Origin of the sequence: Neobacillus sp. WH10 (assembly GCF_030123405.1) — a bacterium.
Taxonomy (GTDB): domain Bacteria; phylum Bacillota; class Bacilli; order Bacillales; family Cytobacillaceae; genus Neobacillus.
Window position 1 is genome coordinate 3,244,600 of sequence record NZ_CP126110.1, and the last position, 20,317, is coordinate 3,264,916.

A 20,317-nucleotide genomic window follows, 5' to 3' on the forward strand; every position below is an offset into this window, starting at 1 on the left:
AATTTATCAATATTTTGAAGGTAAGATTAAAAGAAACTCTTATTTAAGTCTTAGGTCTGATATATTTTTAAAACCTTAGCCGTTTTTATAACATCATTGATTTATATACAATAATGTTAAATTATGAAACGGGAGGAAATAAATATGAAAAGAAAAGTCTTTTTGGGAGTTATGGCAGCAACAATGCTGTTGGTGGTGTCCGGCTGTGGAACATTGGTAAAGGGAAAGCTTGAAAGCAGTAAAATCACGATTGAAAAGGATAAAGCAAAGAAACTAGAGCTAAAACTAAACGTAGGTGCTGGAGAATTAGAAGTCCATAAAGGCGCTGACGATTGGGTTGAAGGAAAAATAGAATATAATTATGATAAATTGAAGCCAAAAGTATTATATAAGCTTCAAGGTGATAAAGGAATTGGTACCATTGAACAGGGGAATAAACCTAATAACATTAAAATCGGTAATATAAAGAACAACTGGAAGCTAAACTTAAGCAATGAGATTCCGATTGATCTAACGGTTAATTCCGGGGCTTCTAAAACAAAATTGGATTTAAAAGGGCTTAATCTTAGCAGTCTTGATGTAAAGGCTGGTATTGGCGATATTACGATAGACCTTAGCGGAAAATGGAAAAAGGGATTTGACGTTTCGTTGGAAATGGGTGTTGGAAAATCAACTATTATTCTACCAAAAGATGTTGGGGTAAAAATCGATTCATCAAAAGGGATCGGCAAGGCGGAATTTGTTGATTTTATTTCCAAAGGGAATGGCGTTTACGTTAATGAAGCCTATGAAAAAGCTGATGTTATTATCAACCTTAATACAGAAATGGGAATTGGGGAAACCATTTTTAAATTACAATAATTTCTGGAATATTACATAAAGTGGAGCCCATTAAAGGCCCCACTTTTTTATCCTGTAATGAAAATGACAAAGCTATTTTTGAACCTCCAATACAAACTTTTGTTTCACCTTTTGGACCATGTCTTTTTCAAAAAATAAGAATGTTACTGTTACACCCTCTTTTAGAGTCGCCAATTACTGCTTCGCTTCATCTGTTAATTGAAATGCTTCTTTTTTACCTTCCATGCCCACTTCGATTGTGTGTGTCCATTTTGCCAACTAGCATCCCAGAGCCTATTGAAAGTGAATTTTTAATGTTTAAGAATGTAACTACATCTACTTTCCTTCTTTCACCGTTCAAAAAACCACCCTATAGTTTCTCTAAGATCGGAAAAAGTTCTTCTAAATTGCTAATTTCGTATGTAGGGATGACTTCATTTCGCTCTTTATTATGTCGGTTGACCCATACGGTTTTGATACCTGCACGATTTGCGCCAAGAATATCTGTCATCAGGTTATCCCCAACCATAATAACTTCCTCTTTGTTTAATGAAATGAGCGACAAGGCATGCTCAAAAATGGAGGGGTCAGGCTTTCCTCTTCCAAAATCCCCCGAAATTACAATTTTATTAAAATATGGAACAAGTTCTGGAGTAATCTCTAATTTCGTTTTTTGTAAATCAGGTGAACCATTTGTCAAAAGAAGGAGCTGATAATGACCTTTTAATGCATCAAGTGTTTTAAAGGTTTCCTCGTATACAAACGGTACCTTTCTACGTTCCTGCGGGAAACGTTCTGCTAACTCATAGCCAAAGTCATCGTCATCTACACCCATCTTCTTTAACCCATTTGTCCAGGCATCTTTTCGGTAAGAAGGAACAGTGTCTTTCATTTTTATAAAATGATCATGATTTTCATCTAAAAAATTGCCCCATAATCCTTCGAATGGGTTGATCCCAATCATTTGTGTAAAAGGGTAAAATTCATAGGAAGCGTAAAGATTTCTCGCAGCATCGCGAACTGCTTCCTCTAGTTGATTGGCATCCATTCCGTATCTGTCTTCAGCTGCTTTACACGTGGCCGCAAATGCATCCTTCACACTCTTTTGATCCCAAAGCAAGGTATCATCTAAATCAAAAAAAATCGCTTTAACCATTTTGTCAGTCTCCCCCTTAAGAATTTTTTTTAATAGTTTACCATTTTTAAAATTAAAAGAATAATAAATTTTTAGTTGTACACTGTTATTAATTGGACTCACTCATTAAAAGGATTCTCCTTCACTGTTGACACATACTTGTGAAGTTAAAGGATTTTTGCTTGTAATAAACGTCATTAGTCTGCTTTTTATTGTGAAAACTGTGATAACGAAAAGTTTACATTGGAGTTAAAGAAACCACGGAAAAAGGGCAGTGACTAAAATAAATCACTGCCCTTTTCATAAAATTCCGCTGTTAATTGACCCTCTTCGGGCCTGTCCAATACATTTCCCTTAAACGGTATTTTTGTAGTTTACCTGTAGCTGTTTTTGGTAAAGCATCCACAAATTCAACAGCTTTTGGTGCCTTAAAGTGGGCCATATTCGATCGGCAAAATTGAATAATCTCCTCTTTAGTAACTTTTGCACCAGGCTGTAATACAATAATCGCCTTCGGAACCTCGCCCCATTTTTCATCAGGAATGGCAATCACCGCCGTTTCCAAGACATCAGGGTGTTTATACAAAACACCTTCGACCTCGGTAGAAGAAATATTTTCCCCTCCAGAAATAATCAAATCCTTAGCACGATCTTGTATTTCGATGAAACCATCCGGATAAGTAACGGCCAAATCACCTGTATGAAACCATCCATCCCTGATAGCAGCCGCAGTCGTCTGTGGATCTTTATAATATCCAGCCATTACAACATTGCCGCGTGTAACGATTTCCCCCAACTCTCTCCCATTCCATGCAACTTCTTCTCCATCTTGATGAACGACCTTTGTTTCTCCATTAAAGGCTAGTTCAATTCCTTGTCTTGCTTTAATGCTTGCTTGTTCATCCGTAGATTTTGATTCAAATTCTTTTTTCCACTCGCAATATAGAATGAAAGGTGAGGTTTCCGTCAATCCATAGACGTGGATCATATTTAATCCAAGGATTTCTTGAGCTTTATGAATCAGAGCTGCTGCTGGTGGTGCACCAGCTGTTGCCATACGTGGGCTCGTATTGATCTCAATTTCCTTCGCTTTCGGATCATTTACAAGCATATTAACAACAGTCGGGGCACCACATAGTAGAGAAATATTTTTCTTCTCAAATAACTCGAGAATTAGTGGCGGGTCTACCTTTCGCAAACATACATGCGTACCTCCAGCTGCTGTAATCGCCCATACACCGCCCCAGCCGTTTGCATGGAACATCGGTAATGTATGAAGATACACATCATCATGTTTTACATTTAGATGATACAGAAAATTGGCCGCATTAAGGTAATTACCACGATGTGTTAACATGACACCTTTTGGTTTTGACGTTGTTCCACTTGTGTAATTTAACGTGAGAAGCTGGTTTTCATCGATCTCCACTTCCGGTAACTCAGTATTTTGAGAGGCATGCTGAAGAAAATCCTCATAATACACACCATTTAAAGATGTTTTATACCCCGAAACATGGACGATAATGATTTGTTCTAAGGATAGGTTGTTGATGATTTTCTCAATCGGAGCGCAAAATTCTTCATCTACAATTAACATTTTCGAGTCACTATGACCAATAATATACTCCAAATCCTCGGCAGAAAGCCGATAATTCAAAGGTACCATCACCGCCCCAAGCTGACATATACCATAGAAGCATTCCAACATATAATGGGTGTTGGGCATCATCACTGCTACATGATCCCCTTTTACTATTCCAGCTTGATGTAAAGCAGTAGAAACCTGATCAACACGCTGTCCAAATGCTTCATATGTAAACTCCTTCTCGCCATCTATTACAGCTGTTTTTTGCGGATAATATTTAACTGCTCTCCGTTTCCAGTCTAGTGGGGTTAAAGGGGAAAACATTATCATCAACTCCTCTATTTTTTTCGAAAATTCACTTTATAATTTCACCGCTATTTTGACAAAATCCTTTAAATTTAGTAAATTTTCTTAAAAATAAAAAGACAAGACTAATTTGGATAGAGCTATACCCCAAATGATTACTTTAAAGCGGAAGGATTTAATTTGGATCTTAACATATGGAGACCTATTTGTTGATAATTTTGTTACTCAGAAATAAAGATGCCAACCGGCATCTTCTATCTATTATTGCCACTCCATTTTTGTTAATTTTCTTTGTAAATATTTTCTTCTTTTCTTGATATACTGGGAAATCACTTCTGACTCGTTATCAAATATATTTATATCTTGTTTTTTATAAGGATCCTGCAGCACATACGGACGAATCACTTGGAGCATTTTTTCAACCTTGGGCATCATAAATTCGGTGGTAAATTGATGGTTCATTATTTCTTCGAGCAGGTTACGATAGCGTTTTCGAAAATGAGCTACGTCTAATAGCCTCGCTGTTAATGTATTAAAACCATTAATCGGAACATAATTTGCTTCCATTATCTTTCCGTTTACATCTCGTCCCCATGTTGCATCATAATCCCAGGGAATGACTTGGAATAAACCAGTATTATCATTCCGGTAAAGGGCATAGTTATGAACGAACCCATCATAGTTTGATGTAAAAATAATCCCGGCAATCCAGCGGAGGTATTTTTCGATGTCAACGTATTTTGGTATTTCCTTTTCAAAATCATTCTGTGGAATTGTATTAATGTTAAAGATGAATTCCTGTAAGTAAAAATCATTTGCAGGTGTACCGTACTTTCGTTCATAGCCTAGATCTAGTGATTTTTTTGTTTCTTTGTCTAAATCACTCATTAGAGAAAAGTTAGCATCACCATCGACGGCATAAAAAATACTTCCGTTTGAAAGGCTTCTTCTTTTTAAAAAATTCTCATCCACCGATTCGATTTCTAAATAAACACCTTTTGCTTTACCATTTTGCGTTAAAAAAATATGACTTGATTGCGGGGATAAAACGCCAATCTCTGAAAAGAAATCAAAGGATAATTTATTTCTGATAAGCGAAGGATCCTTGAATTCAGCGTTTAGATGTATTTGTTTAGAACCTTTAAATTTTCTTGGATTATAAAACGTAATTTGATATGATTTTTTCGGAAAATCACGAATATGAGATCCCCGATAACTTAAATCAATCTCCAATTTTCTCCCGCCTATCGTTAATTGAGCAGGAACCGGTTCATCAATCCAAATGTCTCTTCTTAGTTCCCTAAGATCGATTGGATTAATAAAAATCTTATATTGCGGTATGATTGTTACCTCGTCCATGATCTATTTCCTCCTTCCCTTATTCCTATGAAGGAAAAAGAATGCAGGTCACGACTAGATGGCATTTTTTCATATTATAGGCGTTTGTCCGATTCACGGACAACTTTTCAGACGTAAGTTGTTAAAAGAAGAGTGAGTTTTATGGACATAAATGTCAGTCAGTTTTCGTACTCCCTTTTCTAGATCTAAAGGAGGTGCAATTATGAGTGAATTTTCATCAGAGGATATTCAAAGGGCAGCAGATGATGTAAGACGCGGTGGTTTTGGAGACTTTATGTTCAGAGACCCAGGCAATAATCGCCGATCTTCACGTCGAAGAACTTCTAGGCGCCGGATGACATCCCGCAGAAGAATTTCTCAGCGTCCGATGACATCTCGCAGAAGAATTTCTCAGCGCCGGGTGACATCTCGCAGAAGAATTTTACAGCGCCGGGTAACATCTCGCAGAAGAATTTCACTGCGTCGGGTGACATCTCGCAGAAGAATTTCTCAGCGCCGGGTGACATCTCGCAGAAGAATTTCTCAGCGTCGGGTGACATCTCGAAGAAGAATTTCTCAACGCCGGGTGACATCTCGCAGAAGAATTTCTCAGCGCCGGATTACATCTCGAAGAAGAATTTCTCAGCGCCGGGTGACATCTCGCAGAAGAATTTCTCAGCGCCGGATTACATCCCGAAGAAGAGTTTCTCAACGCCGGATTACATCTCGAAGAATCACTTCGAGACGTGTTACATCAAGAAATCGCAACACGTCACGGAGAAAAACGTCAAGAAGGCATACTTCGAGAAGAATGACTTCCAGACGCCGAACATCAAGAAGAAAACATAGGTTGGTCTGCACCGATTGGCGAAACTCATCTCACGGCAATGAACAGACGAAAAGTTGTTGGAAAGATGGGAATATGTGGGAATTTTGGATTCGCGGACTCAGTTAACTGGTCTATCAAATACCAACGGGAAAGGGAGCCTAGGCGTCCTTTCCCAAATTATTATTACGGCCTATTTTTTTCAGGAATCATACAGCTCCCATCAGCACAACTGACATCTTCTTCTGTTGAAAGATCCTGAAGTACGGGTGCAGGAGATTCTTCCTCCCAAACCTTTTGTAAGGCCCCCTTGAAAGTTTCCAATGATTGCGCACCGGAAATAGCGTATTTTGAATTGATAATAAAATACGGCACACCGCCAATTCGGTACTGTTGGGCAATTCCTTCGTCTGCACGTACCTCGTTGGCATAAGCGGTTTTATCATTAAGAACCGTTAATGCTTCTTGACGATTTAAATCCGAATCCTTAGCAAGGTCTGCCAATGTTTCGACATCTCCAATATGCTTTGATTCAGTGAAATAGGATTGAAGAAGCTTTTCAGAGAGCACTGCTTCTTTTCCTTTCGTTTTCGCAAACTTTGCCAATCGATGGGCATCAAAGGTATTTGTTGGCTTCATCTCTTCAAAATTGAACGTCAATCCAACACTTGCTGCCTGCTGACCAACACTATGATTGGCTTGTTTAGCCTGTTCAATACTCATGCCATATTTTTTCGCTAATACCTCATGAATATTTTGACCACTGTATTCCGATGAATTTGGATCAAGCTCAAAGCTTTTGAATTCAACCTCTACTTGATCTTTATGTGGAAATTGGCTTAACGCCTCTTCTAACCGACGTTTCCCAATATAACAAAACGGACAAACATAATCAGACCAAACCTCAATTTTCATGACAACACCTCGTTTTTCTTTGGTTACGTTTATAGTAACATACCGCGTTTGAAATCCAATATAATGTGCTCATAAAATAGGACTAATAAAATCCCCCATTTTAGATCCAAAATATTATTCTAAAACCATCAAATATGGGAAAATAAAGCAATATTAATTTTCATAATGGTATATCTTCATCTTTAATCTCTTTAAACGACTTCACGAAAAAAGTGCATTTCATTATCCAATTCTTTTTTGATTTGTTAAACATGGTAAATTAGAACTTAAATGAGATAATATGAACAGTGATTTAAGAAATGAAGCGATATTTTCTGTTAAAGTAGAATTAAACTAAATTCATTATTAAATTTATCTGAGGTGATTTTTGATGAAGAAATGGACAAAGGAAATAGAAATTGATGCACCTATTGATCAAGTTTGGGGATTGTTAGATGGCTCATTAGAGGACATGCAAAAAATTATGCCTCAGGTAGTCGATCATAAACCAGTAAAAGTAACCGATGAAGGTGTAGGAAGCATCTATCGCCAAAAATATAAAGAAGGAAATCGGATTCAAGAGTACGATGTGGAAACATTAGAATTTTTGAATACTCCTGATAAAAAGAAATTAAAAGTAGGATTCACGCTTACAAACATGTTTGAAATTACCACCTTGTATGAATTAAGTCAGCTCAACGATCAGAAGACTATGTTTACATACACATGCACCAATCGTCCGTTGAAATCGTTCCTCAAGTTATTTTTATTTTTGGCAAGTGATAAAATAGTCGTTCAATTTTGTGAAAGAGTAAAAAAAGTGGCTGAAGAAGATAACAAAAAAATAAATATATTAGTCAAATAGAAGCATGGCTCGATGATTTTATTAAATCTATCCACCTTTCCATTACTACTGCAAGTAAATCTACTTTTCTTTACTTTACTTTAAATCAACAGGATTCTTAGACTGCCTATTTCTAACGATTTTATTAATTATTATATATTTTTCTCGTCTGGAAATAATAATCTCTATAAGGTGAACATGGAAAGGATGGATGTTTGATGTCGTTAGAATGGTTTGACAGAGTATGTGGAGAATTACAGGATCATCTTGAGTCTATTTGTGAAGAATACGATCAGGTTGGTCAAATGACAATTGAAAGAGCTGCCAAACATCCAAGGATTGAGTTTTTCGTTGATAACTCGGATGTAAACTCCGAAGAACTTGACCGTGATTTTTTCTGCTCGTTATTCTTCGACCCTCAAAACGAAGAATTTTACATCGATACCTTCGATGTCGACAGCGGGCACACGGCAAAAATCATACTTTCAGACATTGAGGAGATTATCGAGGAAGTTCACGCAAGTTTTCATGACTACATCAACAATTATGACCAATTCACAAATGATGGAGTTTATCTGCAGTCAAATGAAGAAGTTGATGAGGAAGAATGCGAAAACTTTGACGATGATGATGAGTATTTTGAGGCGGAACAAGTGAACAGCGACGATATCTTTGAGGAAATTGATGTCGATTGGTCTACGCCAGAAGTCACAGCCTTCAAGCATGAAGACGAGGTGGAAGTAACATATCAGTTTGGTATCGTTCAAGCAACAGGTGATGGTGTCCTGAAACGGGTTAACAGGATATGGACGACTGATGACGAATTAATCAAAGACGAATCCCATTTTATTTTTAGTAAAGAAGAAGCATCTACAATTATCGCCATGATTGCCAGCCACATGGATCAACTAAGCGATTTTAATTTTGATGACATGCCATAAACATAGCAGGGAGCAGCCATTTGGGTGCTCCCTCTTAAATTAATCTACTGTATAATCAATTTCAATTAGGTCCCAAGCGGTGATAATCCCTAGAGGAGCCTCATCTATTTTCCCATTTTCAGTGATAATGACACCCTCAATTTTCCTTTTCTTTTTATGGGCTTTTTCAAAAATATTTTCAACCTCAAAAATATTTATATCCTTAGCTGCAATCTCAATCGGACGATCTTTCTCGTACTGCATTATTTCTGAAACATGGATATCAGAGAGATTTACCTGGCCGCTTTCCATATTTTGTGCCATCCACTTCACAATCGATCCTGCTGTTAAAAGGCCGATGCATTTTGTATTTTTATAAATTGGAAATTTAGAATAACCGTATTCTTTAATGGCATCTGTCACTTTTAAGATGCTGTCATGAACGTCAAAATAAACAACATCTTTAGAAGCAATGGAAAGTGCATAATTTGGGCGGCTAAATACATTGGCAATTTTTTCTATATGATTAACAACCTTAACATTAGGTTCGGCAATATAGAAACCGACTTCCATTTTTTCATGGACAATTGCATTTCTTAGCCGTGCGTATTGCTCCAAGTCCTTCTTGAATGTTTCAATAATTTGATATTTTTTGGACCCAACTTTCACTAAAACTACGAATCTTTCATCATTGATTTGAACGATGTCTTTTAAGGCGTCATGAACTTGATTGTAAGCCACTTCAAAACGCTCCGATAGCAGTTGTCCTTGTTTTTTAGTTATTGTCATAATCATGCTCTCCTATTTACAATGCTTCATTATCTTCCGTATCCACCTTTTTTATGTTAAAATCAATTCTTGAAATTTTCAAGCAAAACATTATCTTATGTATATAGAAAGTTTTTTAGGTCTATCGAAAAATAATGAAAAACTCTTGCACGATTTGCAACCGATAAACCAAAAAAGGGAGCAGTATCCTATTGACACTGCCCCCTTTATTGATTGGCTAAAATAGTTACCAGCCTATCCTCTATTTTTTTACCTGTCGATTCGTCGAGCATGTTATTTAACATAATCGAAAAAATCAGTGTTTGTCCACTTCTGGGGCTCACATAACCCGAGAGAGTGCTGACTGTAGAGATGGTACCAGTTTTCGCTTTCACTTTTCCAACGGTACTGGAATTTTTCATACGGTTCCTTAATGAACCACCCACCATTTTGTTTTGAACACCAGCAACAGGAAGTGAAGATAGGTATACTGGAAACCACTTTTCCTTCTGCACAGCAAATAACAGCAATGTGAGTTGATTGGCTGGAATTAGATTTACATGTGAAATCCCTGAACCATCCCGAATCACCATTGTTTTTGTGTTTACCCCGAATTTAGCCGTTTCTGTTTCCAATATATCTAACCCCTTTTCCCAGCTTCCTTCTCCTTTCATCACCTTTCCCATTTCCTTGATTAATATTTCGGCATGTACATTATTACTCAGCTTCATAAATGGAACGAGCAATTCTGATAAAGGCATTGATTGATGGCTCGTCAAAACCTTTGCAGTATCAGGCACCGTTCCTGTTGTAATTTTTCCCGATAAAGCTATCCCCTGGTTGGCAAGTGATTGTTTAAAAAGAGTTATTGCATACCTAGTTGGATCCCACACTCCAATCCATTCATTTACTGCCTTCGCATTTACAGGAAATGTTCCTTCAATGGTTATCGTGTTCTTTGCGTGTTCCCGCTCTATTGTAATTTCCTTTTTTCCATCTTCTTTCACTGTTACAGCATTGTTAACGATCTTCACATAGTTACTTTTTGGAGTTACCTTTACATGCACCTTGTCTCCAATTTTTATTCCAGGTCTAACCTTTACCTTAACAGAACCTGAATCGTAATCAGTTGTTGGTGAGGCGGTTAGTGCAGAAATCTGAGCACCATAATAAGTGGTTTCATCGCTCCATGGCTGATCGAGTGAATAACGCACATCATCGTAATGCGAATCATCCCCGACCAAATTTCCCTTTATCCGTTTAATCCCCAGCTCCTTTATTTCCAATGCCATTTTGTCAAAATCAGCTTTTATCAAGGTCGGGTCACCTTTTCCTTTTAGAAAAAGATTACCTTTCAGCGTATTCTTTTTCACTTGTGCATCTGTAAGGACTTCGGTCGTGAAAGTATATTTTTCACCTAGGACGTTTAAGGCTGCTGCTGCAGTTAACAGCTTCATATTGGAGGCGGGGCGCAATCGAATATCGCCTTGATGGTCATAAATGATTTTACCGCTTACAGCAGAACGAATACTTATTCCTGCGATGGCACCCTTTAAATCCGGGTCATTTTCTATTAGTTGATTAAGTTGCTGAACCATATTCACATAACCATTCATGGCGTTAACGTGTATACCGGGTATAGCAGCAGAAATCACTGTGAAAAAAAGTATTACAAAAAATTTTACTCTTAACTTCAATCTTGATCCAGCCTTCCCTTTTTCTTAGAGTTTGTCCAAAAGACCAAATTTGTATCAAAAATGGGAACGTTGGATGTTTGTACCAACCCTGTGCCATTCCTCCTTGTGACCTAAAAACATACAAAAATAGCAACAATCTTTCACCTCTTGCTTAAAAACAATTATATTTTTTTAGTCCATATTCTTCATAACAGCTATGTTTCTACTGAGAAATGCCCAATTCTGTGGTGCCGCAAGACTTATTTGCCAGAAGGTCGTGCCGCTTAAATGATAAACATCAATTAAACGGTACTTTTCTATATAACTACGAATATCTTCAAACCAGACAACATGCTCCTCTACTCCACGCCAGTACCGATACCACGGGGATTTAGAGGTGCTGTCGAATTCAATTGGCGTACCGGTGGTAATCGCTTGATTTTGGGCAGCAAGGACTGATTGAGCATTTGTTTTATTGGATTGAACAACTTTATCATACCCGTAAAGCGCCATAGCGATTTGCATTTTACGCGGATTGATTTGGGTAATGGAGTACTGAATCACTTGCTCCATCCATGTAATCGGAGCAATCGGATCGGGCGGGCCGCCAGGATAACCGTAATCAATCGTCATCACCGCTACAAGGTCTGCCGCTTTGCCAATCGCAGCATAATCATAGGCACCTATAATCCGGTTGGTTGGAATATCAGCTGTTTTTGCGTGGACATTTACATGCAAAATAAGCTCGCCTAATGCATTCTTTAAATCTGTTAAAAAAATAATAAAATCACTGCGTCTTGCAGGAGGTATAAATTCAAGGTCGATGCTGACCCCGCCAAAACCTCGTTCTATCGTTAAATTCACAATACTTGCGACTAAATTTCCGCGATAGGTTGGATTTCCCAGCACCCTCCCAGCCAGCTCAGGACTGAAATCACTTCCGGTAAAATTTCGAATCATTAATAATGGTATGATGTTTAATTGATTACTTTTGGCTATGATTGCTGAATCCTCTATCTGATTATATGCGAATCCTTCTTCTGTAAACGAATAAGAGACAATAGCTAAATAGGTTAACTGTCCAGAAATTGAATCAAGTATAGTTAGAACGTTACTCTCAGCTGATGGAACAATAAATCCAAGTGTGGCAATTTCTAATTTTTCTGGTGATGGAATGGTGATGATTTGACCGATGTGGAGATGATTTGGATTTATTCCAGGATTCATGGCTAGAATTGCTGAGGCGTCAGTATTGAATTGCTGTGCCAACTTCCAGATTTGATCTCCTGCCATAATTCGATAATAACGCAACGGTGGCAGACTATTTGGGATATATAAGGCTAGACCAGGAACGATCGAAGTCGCAGACGGTAATCCGTTCAAATCAACAATGGATTGTATCGATACATTGTACCTATTCGAAATTGTCCATAGATCTTCCCCAGCTATAACCACATGAACAGCCATAAAATCTTCACCCCCTATAACAATCATATGGGTTTGAGATATTAATATACTTAGTTATTAAACAATGAAACAAAAAAACACGTTGGTAAATTAGATGAATTTGGATGTAAAAAAATCCCGGATTCACTGGGAATCGCGGGATCTTTAAAATTCAAAATCATCATACCGGTATCTTCTGTATTTTGCTGCATGACAGGCATCACATGTTGGAAATGAATGATCCCAAGGCAGCTTTTTACCGCACGTCTTGCATTTTTTAACGAATTTCTTTATGTCAGTTTTCAATCGCTCCTGTACCTGATCACTGATTTCCTCACGCAGCCGTTCCCAATAGATCGCTTCCGTCCGCTCGCCCAAGCGATATAAAAATAAAAGATGAAGCCCAATCGCTTTATAACTTAATTCTAACTCCTCTAAGCTTCTGTCCTTAACAATTGGCTCTGGAAGCTCCCTGCCCTGGATGATGGCATACATCGTATCTTCCCATTGTCTCGTCAATGCTGGTTCATTTTTTGAAAATGGAAGATGTAAGAACCCATAAAGATCCATTAAGGATAGCCTAGCTTCTATATCTGTCCCGGCAATGAGTTGATATAGAGACTTCTCCTCTGAAAGCGAAGCTTTTTTCGTCCCTTTCGGACTTTCAAATTTTCCCCAAAGCTCAAAAAAAGTCCCCAAATCATGATAATACCGTTGAAAGCGTTCGAACACAGAATTGGTTGGAGCAATCGCAAACGTATGAACTGGCTCATCCTCCTGCAAGAGCAGGTTTCGCATTTTTTTGATATCACTTGTAAAAGCAACTTTTCCGACCTCATAAATTCCTTTGCGACCGGCACGGCCAGCGATTTGTTTTACTTCTTGGGAGGTAAGCAGCCGCCTTCGTGTTCCATCGAATTTATCATTCTCCAAGAAAACAATCCTGCGAATCGGCAGGTTTAATCCCATTCCAATTGCATCCGTAGCGACGATCACCTTTGTTTTTCCTTTGTTAAACTGCTCGATCTGCTTTTTCCGAGTTTCCGGCGGCATACTGCCGTAAATCATACTGACAGAATGGCCGTCATTTTGCAGACGTGAAGCCGTTTCAAGTACACGTCTTCGTGAAAAACAAATCAGTGCATCACCCTTTTTTATGTGCTTAATATGAAATTCCTTCGTTTCCACCTCAAGCGGTGTATCGCGGCTGTATTCATGAATTTCGACATCTGAATTACCTAAAAGCTCGAGCAGCATCGTTTTTGAATTCCTGCTTCCGATGATATGTACTTCTTCGGCATTAGCTTTGGTGATAGCCTTATACCATGAAAAACCTCGGTCTTTATCAGTAATCATCTGCGCCTCATCAATCACAACCACTTCGTAATAATCTTTTTCATGGAACATTTCCACGGTACAAGAGGTATGATGAGCATCTAAGACCATTTTTTCTTCCTCGCCCGTTTTTAAGGAGCACAGTGTCCCTTCCGAATTCAATTTATCAAAAACCTCTAGGGCTAACAGACGAAGCGGAGCCAAATACAAGCCGCTATTTGCTGCTTTCATTTTTTCTAACGCATGATGTGTTTTTCCGGTATTCGTTTCACCAATGTGGAGGACATAGCGGACATGACGCTGTAACGAAGGGTCGTATTCCGCCCCAAATATGTCTCTCATCATTCGTTCTTCGGCTTCTTTTTTCCGTTGAAGTTCTTCCTGCTCTTTTTTTTGTTTCTTTTCCCGTTCCTTGAGGTCGTTTTCTAAAATATCCTTATGCACATTAGGATCAAAAGGAATTTCTACTAACTTTATTAAGTCAGAAACATATTCTTCTTGAATATCTTCAATAAAATAACTCTCAATATCATATAAAAGCTGTGCAATACTGCCTTTTACAAACGAAACCGATATTTTCTCATGAAAGATATCGTGAAAATCATCCTTAATCTCGGCTGAAAGCTGCTCTAGTATTTTCTGCGGGATCAGATCTGATAAATAATCAGAAATTAAACTTTCATAAATAAAAAAATAGGTTTGATATTCAAATAAACTTCGGCCCCAGTTTAGTGTCTTATGAATATCACCAGTCAATTCTTTAAAAAAAGCTGATACTGTTGTATAGGCCGACGGATCAAACGAACCCTGATTAACTAATTTTTCCTCAAGTGCAAAGGTATCCACAAATTGAAACTTCACATTATTTTGCAGGTCGGCAGCTAATTGTTTCGCAACAAAGTGGCGGACATTAATATAAAATAGTTCATATTGTTCTTCCATAATACCAACTGCAAAATCCTCGATTTCTCTTTGAAACGTTAACTTCTGTTCTTCAAGCTGTTTCTGTTCCTCACGCTTTAAAAAACTGTCCTTTGCATCATGATAACGCTCCGCCCACATTTCTTCCTGACTGGCGAATGTTTCGTTTACCCACTCCATGGCATTGAAAGGCTGATATGTTCTCATTTCATCTCGAAATAATTTATTCAGAAGTTTTCTGTCAATCCCTTGTACTTCGTACCCTTTTTCACTTATAAATTGCTTTTTTTCATTTTTTGGAACATCATTTGTCGATTTATTCAACCAAACGTTCACCCAAATTTGCTCTACATAATGTCCTCGATCTGCAAGGTATTGTTTAAAGGATGGAAGTATTTCTTTCGTTTCTAGATAGCGGTCAATATCTTCAACCACTTTCATTTTTGTATGTTCAATGGCTTGAGGGTAAATGGTTTGTAACTTGCTCACGCGAATCCCTCCACTTTAAATTGATTTCTTTTTTCATGAAAGTTATGTATAATGTGAATAGAGAAGATCATATAGTAAAAAAGACCGAGCATGACGTCAAACTGCTCGGTCATGCAATAGTTGATTCCCTTAAAGGGGATCGGCGTAAAGGGCAATAATCCACCGCTTATGCTAGCCGGCTCAAGGGTGGATTATTTTTTTTTGTGGAAAGACAGAACCGTGACAATGAGACTAGCGAACGATACAGCCAACATCAATGCCTGAAAAACTGTCAAAAGCATCACCCCCTTTCAAAAGGAGATGTGCCGTCCACCCTTGAGAAAACTATTCTATTGCATTTTCATTATAGCATTAAACAAAATTACGAACAAGCGTTCCTTATATATTATGTTCATGGCAATATTGATCAACCAAGTCTTCGATTTGATCCAGTTCAGGAAACTTACCTGAAAACTGAAATTGAATTTCTTCGATAAATTGGTCTTTGTTATACACGTGGACCGCTCCATTTTGTTGAATGACACTAACTTCCGGAACAAATCGATAACCGCCGCGTTCAATAGCTCCCATAAATAGTCCCCTTTAACATTTTTTATTATAGTATAAACAGAAAATGGTGAGATACTCCTATTTTGGAGAATGGTGAGACAGCTTCGTTTTTGCGCTCATTTTTCAACAGTCACGGATGGCTTCCATATTAAGCTAAATTTCCTCATCAAAAAAATAAAGAGGATGGCGTACTTTACACACATCCTCTTCCTTAAATCAATTATGCTGTTGTATATACCTCTTCTGTATTTAACTCATGACGAATCGTTGCTTGTGCGGCAGCCAATCGTGCAAGCGGCACTCGGTATGGTGAACAGCTTACATAATCTAAACCATTTTGATAGAGAAACTCAATCGAACTCTTTTCTCCACCAACTTCACCACAAATTCCGACTTTAAGAGATGGCTTTGTTTTTCGCCCAAGCTTTACTCCCATTTCAACTAACTTACCCACTCCATCCCGGTCTAGGACAGCAAATGGATTTTCTGGAAGTACTTTATTTTCGATATAGGATTGCAGGAATTTTCCTTCTGCGTCATCACGGCTGTAGCCAAAGGTTGTTTGGGTTAAATCATTTGTTCCAAATGAGAAGAAATCGGCTTCTTCAGCAATTTCGTCAGCTGTTAAAGCGGCACGTGGAATCTCAATCATCGTCCCAATTGTATACGTGAAAATCTTTCCGGTTTCTTCCTGTACTCTTCCTGCTGCATCAATCACTAACTGGCGCATTTGCCTTAACTCATTCACATGACCAACCAAAGGAATCATGATTTCAGGCTTAACTTCCATGCCTTTATCTGCAAGTGTCGCTGCAGCATAGAAAATCGCTTTCGCTTGCATTTCATAAATTTCAGGGAAAATCATTCCAAGACGGCAGCCGCGGTGGCCGAGCATTGGGTTGACCTCATCTAATTGGCGAATTTTTTTAAGCAAATGCTCTTTTTCCTTTAATTCCTCAGATTGAGGATTTAAGATTTGCAACTTTGTTACTTCCACTAATAGTTCCTCTTTATCTGGCATAAACTCATGCAATGGAGGATCCAATAAACGGATTGTCACCGGTAACCCTTGCATCGCTTCAAAGATACCTTCAAAATCTCCCTGCTGCATTGGTAAAAGCAAATCAAGTGCTTCCATTCTCTCTTGATAATTCTCTGCTAAAATCATTTTTTGAACAATTGGAACACGGTTTATATCCATAAACATATGTTCAGTTCGGCACAATCCAACTCCTCCAGCACCGAATTCAAATGATTTCTTTGCATCTTCCGGATTATCTGCATTGGCACGGACGCCAATTTTCCGCTCTTGGTCTGCCCAGGCAAGCAGAAGCTGAAACTCATCAGATAGTTCTGGTTCAATCATTGGAATTTCCCCAAGCATAATTTCACCTGTGGACCCATCAATCGTTATGGTATCACCATAGTTCACAATAGTTTCGCCAACTGTGAATTGTTTCGCCTTTAAATCGATCTTTAATGCTTCACATCCACAAATACAAGCTTTTCCCATCCCACGTGCAACAACGGCTGCGTGGCTTGTCATACCGCCACGGCTTGTCAAAATGGCTTGAGAAGCGACAATACCATGGATATCGTCCGGTGTTGTTTCAGGTCGAACTAAAATCACCTTTTTACCGTCATTTCCAAGAGTCTCTGCCTCATCTGCATCAAACACCACTTGGCCTGTTGCTGCACCAGGAGATGCCGGCAAGCCTTTTGCTAAAATTGTCTTTTCAAATTTGTCATCGATGCGGCGGTGCAGCAATTGATTTAATTGGTCTGGGTCAACCCGCAGTAAGGCTGTCTTTTTATCAATGATTCCTTCTTCGACCATTTCAACAGCAATACGAATCGCTGCCTGCGCAGTCCGTTTACCGTTACGAGTTTGCAGGATGAAAAGCTGGCCGCGTTCAACAGTGAATTCAATGTCCTGCATTTCTTGATAATGCTGCTCAAGGAGTTTGCAAGTATCTGAAAATTGTTTGTATACCCCCGGCATTTCGTCCCTTAAGGTCGCAATTGGCTGCGGTGTCCGAATGCCCGCCACCACATCTTCTCCTTGGGCATTAATTAAATACTCCCCGTATAAAACATGCTCGCCTGTCGACGGATTTCTAGTGAAGGCAACGCCTGTACCGGAATCATCCCCCATATTTCCAAAAACCATACTTTGAATGTTAACAGCAGTGCCTAAGTGATCCGGTATTTTATTAAGACGGCGATAAACGATTGCACGCTGGTTGTTCCAAGAATTAAACACAGCATTAATGGCAAGGAATAGCTGTTCCTTTGGATCTTGCGGGAATTCCTTTCTTGTATGCTTTTTAACAATTCCTTTATACCCAGCTATAACCTCCTGCCAATCTTCTGCTGTCATTTCTGGATCTGAAGAATAGCCTTTCTGCTCACGTGTTTCTTCTAAAAATTGTTCGAAATAGTAGGTATCAATTTCAAGCACTACATTACTAAACATTTGAATGAAGCGGCGGTATGAATCAAAAGAAAAACGGGCGTTATTCGTTAATTCTGCCATTCCGATAACGGTTTCATCATTCATCCCAAGGTTTAAAATAGTATCCATCATCCCAGGCATAGAAAAAACAGAACCTGAACGAACGGAAACGAGCAATGGATCTTGTGGGTCTCCTAGTTTTTTACCCATTTTTTCTTCTAAGTGTGATAGAGCTTCTAAAGTTTGCTTTTCTACTAACGTAGGAATGGTTTTACTAGCTTCATAGTAAGCATTACATGCCTGTGTTGTGATAGTAAAACCATAAGGTACCGGCAAGCCAATTCGCGTCATTTCTGCTAGATTAGCACCCTTTCCCCCTAGCAATTCTCTCATATTGCCATTTCCTTCATTAAATAAGTAAACAAATTGATCCATGTTTAAAAGCTCCTCTCTTTTTTCAACACGTCTAGAATTAAGCCTGCTGTTTCTTCTACAGCCTTATTTGATACATCAATGACAGGACAGCCCACGCGTTTCATAATTTTTTCAGCATGATCTAATTCTTCTAGAATCCTCTCAAAGCTTGCATAATTTGCCTGTGATGCTAACCCTAATGCTCTTAAGCGTTCCTTGCGAATTTCATTCAACTTATCAGGTGAAATAATTAACCCAATGCAATTTTTGCGTGGGATTTTGAACAATTCATCCGGCGGCTGTACCTCTGGTACTAGCGGAACATTGGCTACTTTGAAGCGCTGATGAGCCAAGTACATGGACAGCGGAGTCTTCGAGGTTCGAGATACACCTACTAAAACAATATCCGCCTTTGTTATTCCTCTTGGATCACGTCCATCATCATATTTAACAGCAAATTCGATTGCTTCAATTTTCCTGAAATATTCTTCATCCAGTTTTCTCATTAATCCAGGTTGATGTTGTGGTTCCTTATTAAATTTTGTGACAAACGCATTCATTAATGGACTAAGTAAGTCCACTGCCATAATTCCTTCTTCACTAGCACGCCGATCTATATACTCTTTCAATGTTGGAATGACAATCGTATAAGCGATAATAGAATGGTCCTTTTTGGCTAATATAATGACATCTTCAATATCTTCAAAGTCATCCACATATGAATTACGGCGAATGTCTACTTGACCACCGTTAAACTGTGTTGCAACTGCTTTTACAACAAACTCAGCCGTTTCCCCAACTGAGTCTGATACCACATAGACAACTTCTTTCTTTACCAATATTCCAGCCACTCCTTTAGTCTGATTTTTCTTCCATGATTTCTAAATATGCACGTGTGATCGTTGTTTTTGTAATGCGGCCGACTAGCAAATATGTATTTTTTTGCCCGGCCATTTCCTTTACTACTGGTAAGGAATCGATGTGATTGTAAATCATCTTTTTAGCTGCTTCGAGCAATGTTTCTTCTGGATTAATCGTGATAATATTTGGCATTCTTGTCATGATAACACTAACCGGCAATTCATTTAGATTTCGATTTCCCAGAGATGCTCTGAGCAAATCCTTCCTTGAAATAACCCCTGCTAAATGCCCGTCCGCATCGACAGCGTAAAGCGTTCCAACATCCTCTAAAAACAGCTGTACGATGGCATCATATACAGATGTTGATTTACCAACGACAATCGGGAGTGCTTTATAATCATTTACTTTTTGGTGAAGAAATCTTTCGGCTTGGCGCTTTACTTGTATTTTTTCATTAAAAAAGTAACCTACTCTAGGCCTTGCATCTAAGCTGCCTGACATCGTTAAGATGGCAAGATCTGGTCTTAACGCTGCCCGTGATAAGGAAAGCTTTTCTGCGATTTCTTTCCCCGTTATTGGTCCACTTTGTTTAACAATCTCCAGTATTTCATCCTGGCGCTTTGTAAGTTTAATCATTACCACCTCCTAATTTACAATTAATATGATATATTATATGTATTAATTGTAAATGTGATATACTTATTTGTATATAGTA

17 protein-coding genes are annotated in these 20,317 nt (G+C 38.5%); 4 read left to right on the forward strand and 13 right to left on the reverse strand.

The window, feature by feature from the left end:
* Window positions 1-144 precede the first annotated feature (144 nt).
* On the forward strand, window positions 145-861 hold the full coding sequence (locus QNH20_RS15340; RefSeq protein ID WP_283918869.1) for a toast rack family protein: 717 nt from the start codon (window positions 145-147) through the stop codon (window positions 859-861).
* A gap of 349 nt (window positions 862-1,210) precedes the next feature.
* Here QNH20_RS15340 and QNH20_RS15345 read toward each other — a convergent pair whose 3' ends face one another.
* From QNH20_RS15345 to QNH20_RS15355, 3 genes are all read right to left on the reverse strand, one after another.
* On the reverse strand, window positions 1,211-1,996 hold the full coding sequence (locus QNH20_RS15345; protein WP_283918870.1) for an HAD family hydrolase: 786 nt from the start codon (window positions 1,994-1,996) through the stop codon (window positions 1,211-1,213).
* Window positions 1,997-2,291: 295 nt separating this feature from the next.
* Window positions 2,292-3,884 (reverse strand): long-chain-fatty-acid--CoA ligase, encoded by a 1,593-nt coding sequence (locus QNH20_RS15350; RefSeq protein ID WP_283918871.1) that lies wholly within the window; start codon window positions 3,882-3,884, stop codon window positions 2,292-2,294.
* 243 nt (window positions 3,885-4,127) lie between these two features.
* Window positions 4,128-5,225: a CotH kinase family protein gene (locus QNH20_RS15355; RefSeq protein WP_283918872.1), complete on the reverse strand. Its 1,098-nt coding sequence runs from the start codon at window positions 5,223-5,225 to the stop codon at window positions 4,128-4,130.
* A gap of 202 nt (window positions 5,226-5,427) precedes the next feature.
* On the opposite strand from QNH20_RS15355, the gene QNH20_RS15360 reads away from it, so the two are divergent.
* Window positions 5,428-6,159, forward strand: coding sequence for a CotG/ExsB N-terminal domain-containing protein (locus QNH20_RS15360; RefSeq protein WP_283918873.1), 732 nt, complete (start codon window positions 5,428-5,430; stop codon window positions 6,157-6,159).
* Between the two features lie 57 nt (window positions 6,160-6,216).
* On the opposite strand, the gene QNH20_RS15365 is transcribed toward QNH20_RS15360, so the two are convergent.
* Window positions 6,217-6,945, reverse strand: a complete 729-nt coding sequence (locus QNH20_RS15365) for a DsbA family oxidoreductase (RefSeq protein WP_283918874.1) — start codon at window positions 6,943-6,945, stop codon at window positions 6,217-6,219.
* Between the two features lie 370 nt (window positions 6,946-7,315).
* On the opposite strand from QNH20_RS15365, the gene QNH20_RS15370 reads away from it, so the two are divergent.
* Entirely contained in the window at window positions 7,316-7,789 is a 474-nt protein-coding gene (locus QNH20_RS15370; protein WP_283918875.1) for an SRPBCC family protein, read from the forward strand.
* A gap of 197 nt (window positions 7,790-7,986) precedes the next feature.
* Complete coding sequence (locus QNH20_RS15375) at window positions 7,987-8,709, forward strand: hypothetical protein (RefSeq protein WP_283918876.1); 723 nt, start codon at window positions 7,987-7,989, stop codon at window positions 8,707-8,709.
* Window positions 8,710-8,748: 39 nt separating this feature from the next.
* On the opposite strand, the gene QNH20_RS15380 is transcribed toward QNH20_RS15375, so the two are convergent.
* From QNH20_RS15380 to ccpN, 9 genes are all read right to left on the reverse strand, one after another.
* Window positions 8,749-9,477, reverse strand: coding sequence for a CBS domain-containing protein (locus QNH20_RS15380; protein WP_283918877.1), 729 nt, complete (start codon window positions 9,475-9,477; stop codon window positions 8,749-8,751).
* Between the two features lie 206 nt (window positions 9,478-9,683).
* Window positions 9,684-11,153, reverse strand: a complete 1,470-nt coding sequence (dacB, locus tag QNH20_RS15385; protein WP_481857979.1) for a D-alanyl-D-alanine carboxypeptidase/D-alanyl-D-alanine endopeptidase — start codon at window positions 11,151-11,153, stop codon at window positions 9,684-9,686.
* A 171-nt stretch (window positions 11,154-11,324) separates the two neighbouring features.
* A complete protein-coding gene (locus tag QNH20_RS15390; RefSeq protein ID WP_283918879.1) occupies window positions 11,325-12,599 on the reverse strand; it encodes a glycosyl hydrolase family 18 protein in 1,275 nt (424 codons plus the stop codon).
* Between the two features lie 144 nt (window positions 12,600-12,743).
* Window positions 12,744-15,323, reverse strand: a complete 2,580-nt coding sequence (locus tag QNH20_RS15395) for a DEAD/DEAH box helicase (protein WP_283918880.1) — start codon at window positions 15,321-15,323, stop codon at window positions 12,744-12,746.
* Window positions 15,324-15,514: 191 nt separating this feature from the next.
* Window positions 15,515-15,604, reverse strand: coding sequence for a putative holin-like toxin (locus tag QNH20_RS27090; protein ID WP_222860763.1), 90 nt, complete (start codon window positions 15,602-15,604; stop codon window positions 15,515-15,517).
* 97 nt (window positions 15,605-15,701) lie between these two features.
* On the reverse strand, window positions 15,702-15,893 hold the full coding sequence (locus QNH20_RS15400) for a YbxH family protein (protein ID WP_283918881.1): 192 nt from the start codon (window positions 15,891-15,893) through the stop codon (window positions 15,702-15,704).
* A 199-nt stretch (window positions 15,894-16,092) separates the two neighbouring features.
* The gene (ppdK, locus tag QNH20_RS15405; RefSeq protein WP_283918882.1) at window positions 16,093-18,762 is read right to left on the reverse strand and encodes a pyruvate, phosphate dikinase; all 2,670 of its coding nucleotides are present in this window, start codon (window positions 18,760-18,762) and stop codon (window positions 16,093-16,095) included.
* Between the two features lie 2 nt (window positions 18,763-18,764).
* Window positions 18,765-19,580 (reverse strand): pyruvate, water dikinase regulatory protein, encoded by an 816-nt coding sequence (locus QNH20_RS15410; protein WP_283918883.1) that lies wholly within the window; start codon window positions 19,578-19,580, stop codon window positions 18,765-18,767.
* A gap of 16 nt (window positions 19,581-19,596) precedes the next feature.
* On the reverse strand, window positions 19,597-20,238 hold the full coding sequence (gene ccpN / locus QNH20_RS15415; RefSeq protein ID WP_283918884.1) for a transcriptional regulator CcpN: 642 nt from the start codon (window positions 20,236-20,238) through the stop codon (window positions 19,597-19,599).
* Window positions 20,239-20,317 lie beyond the last annotated feature (79 nt).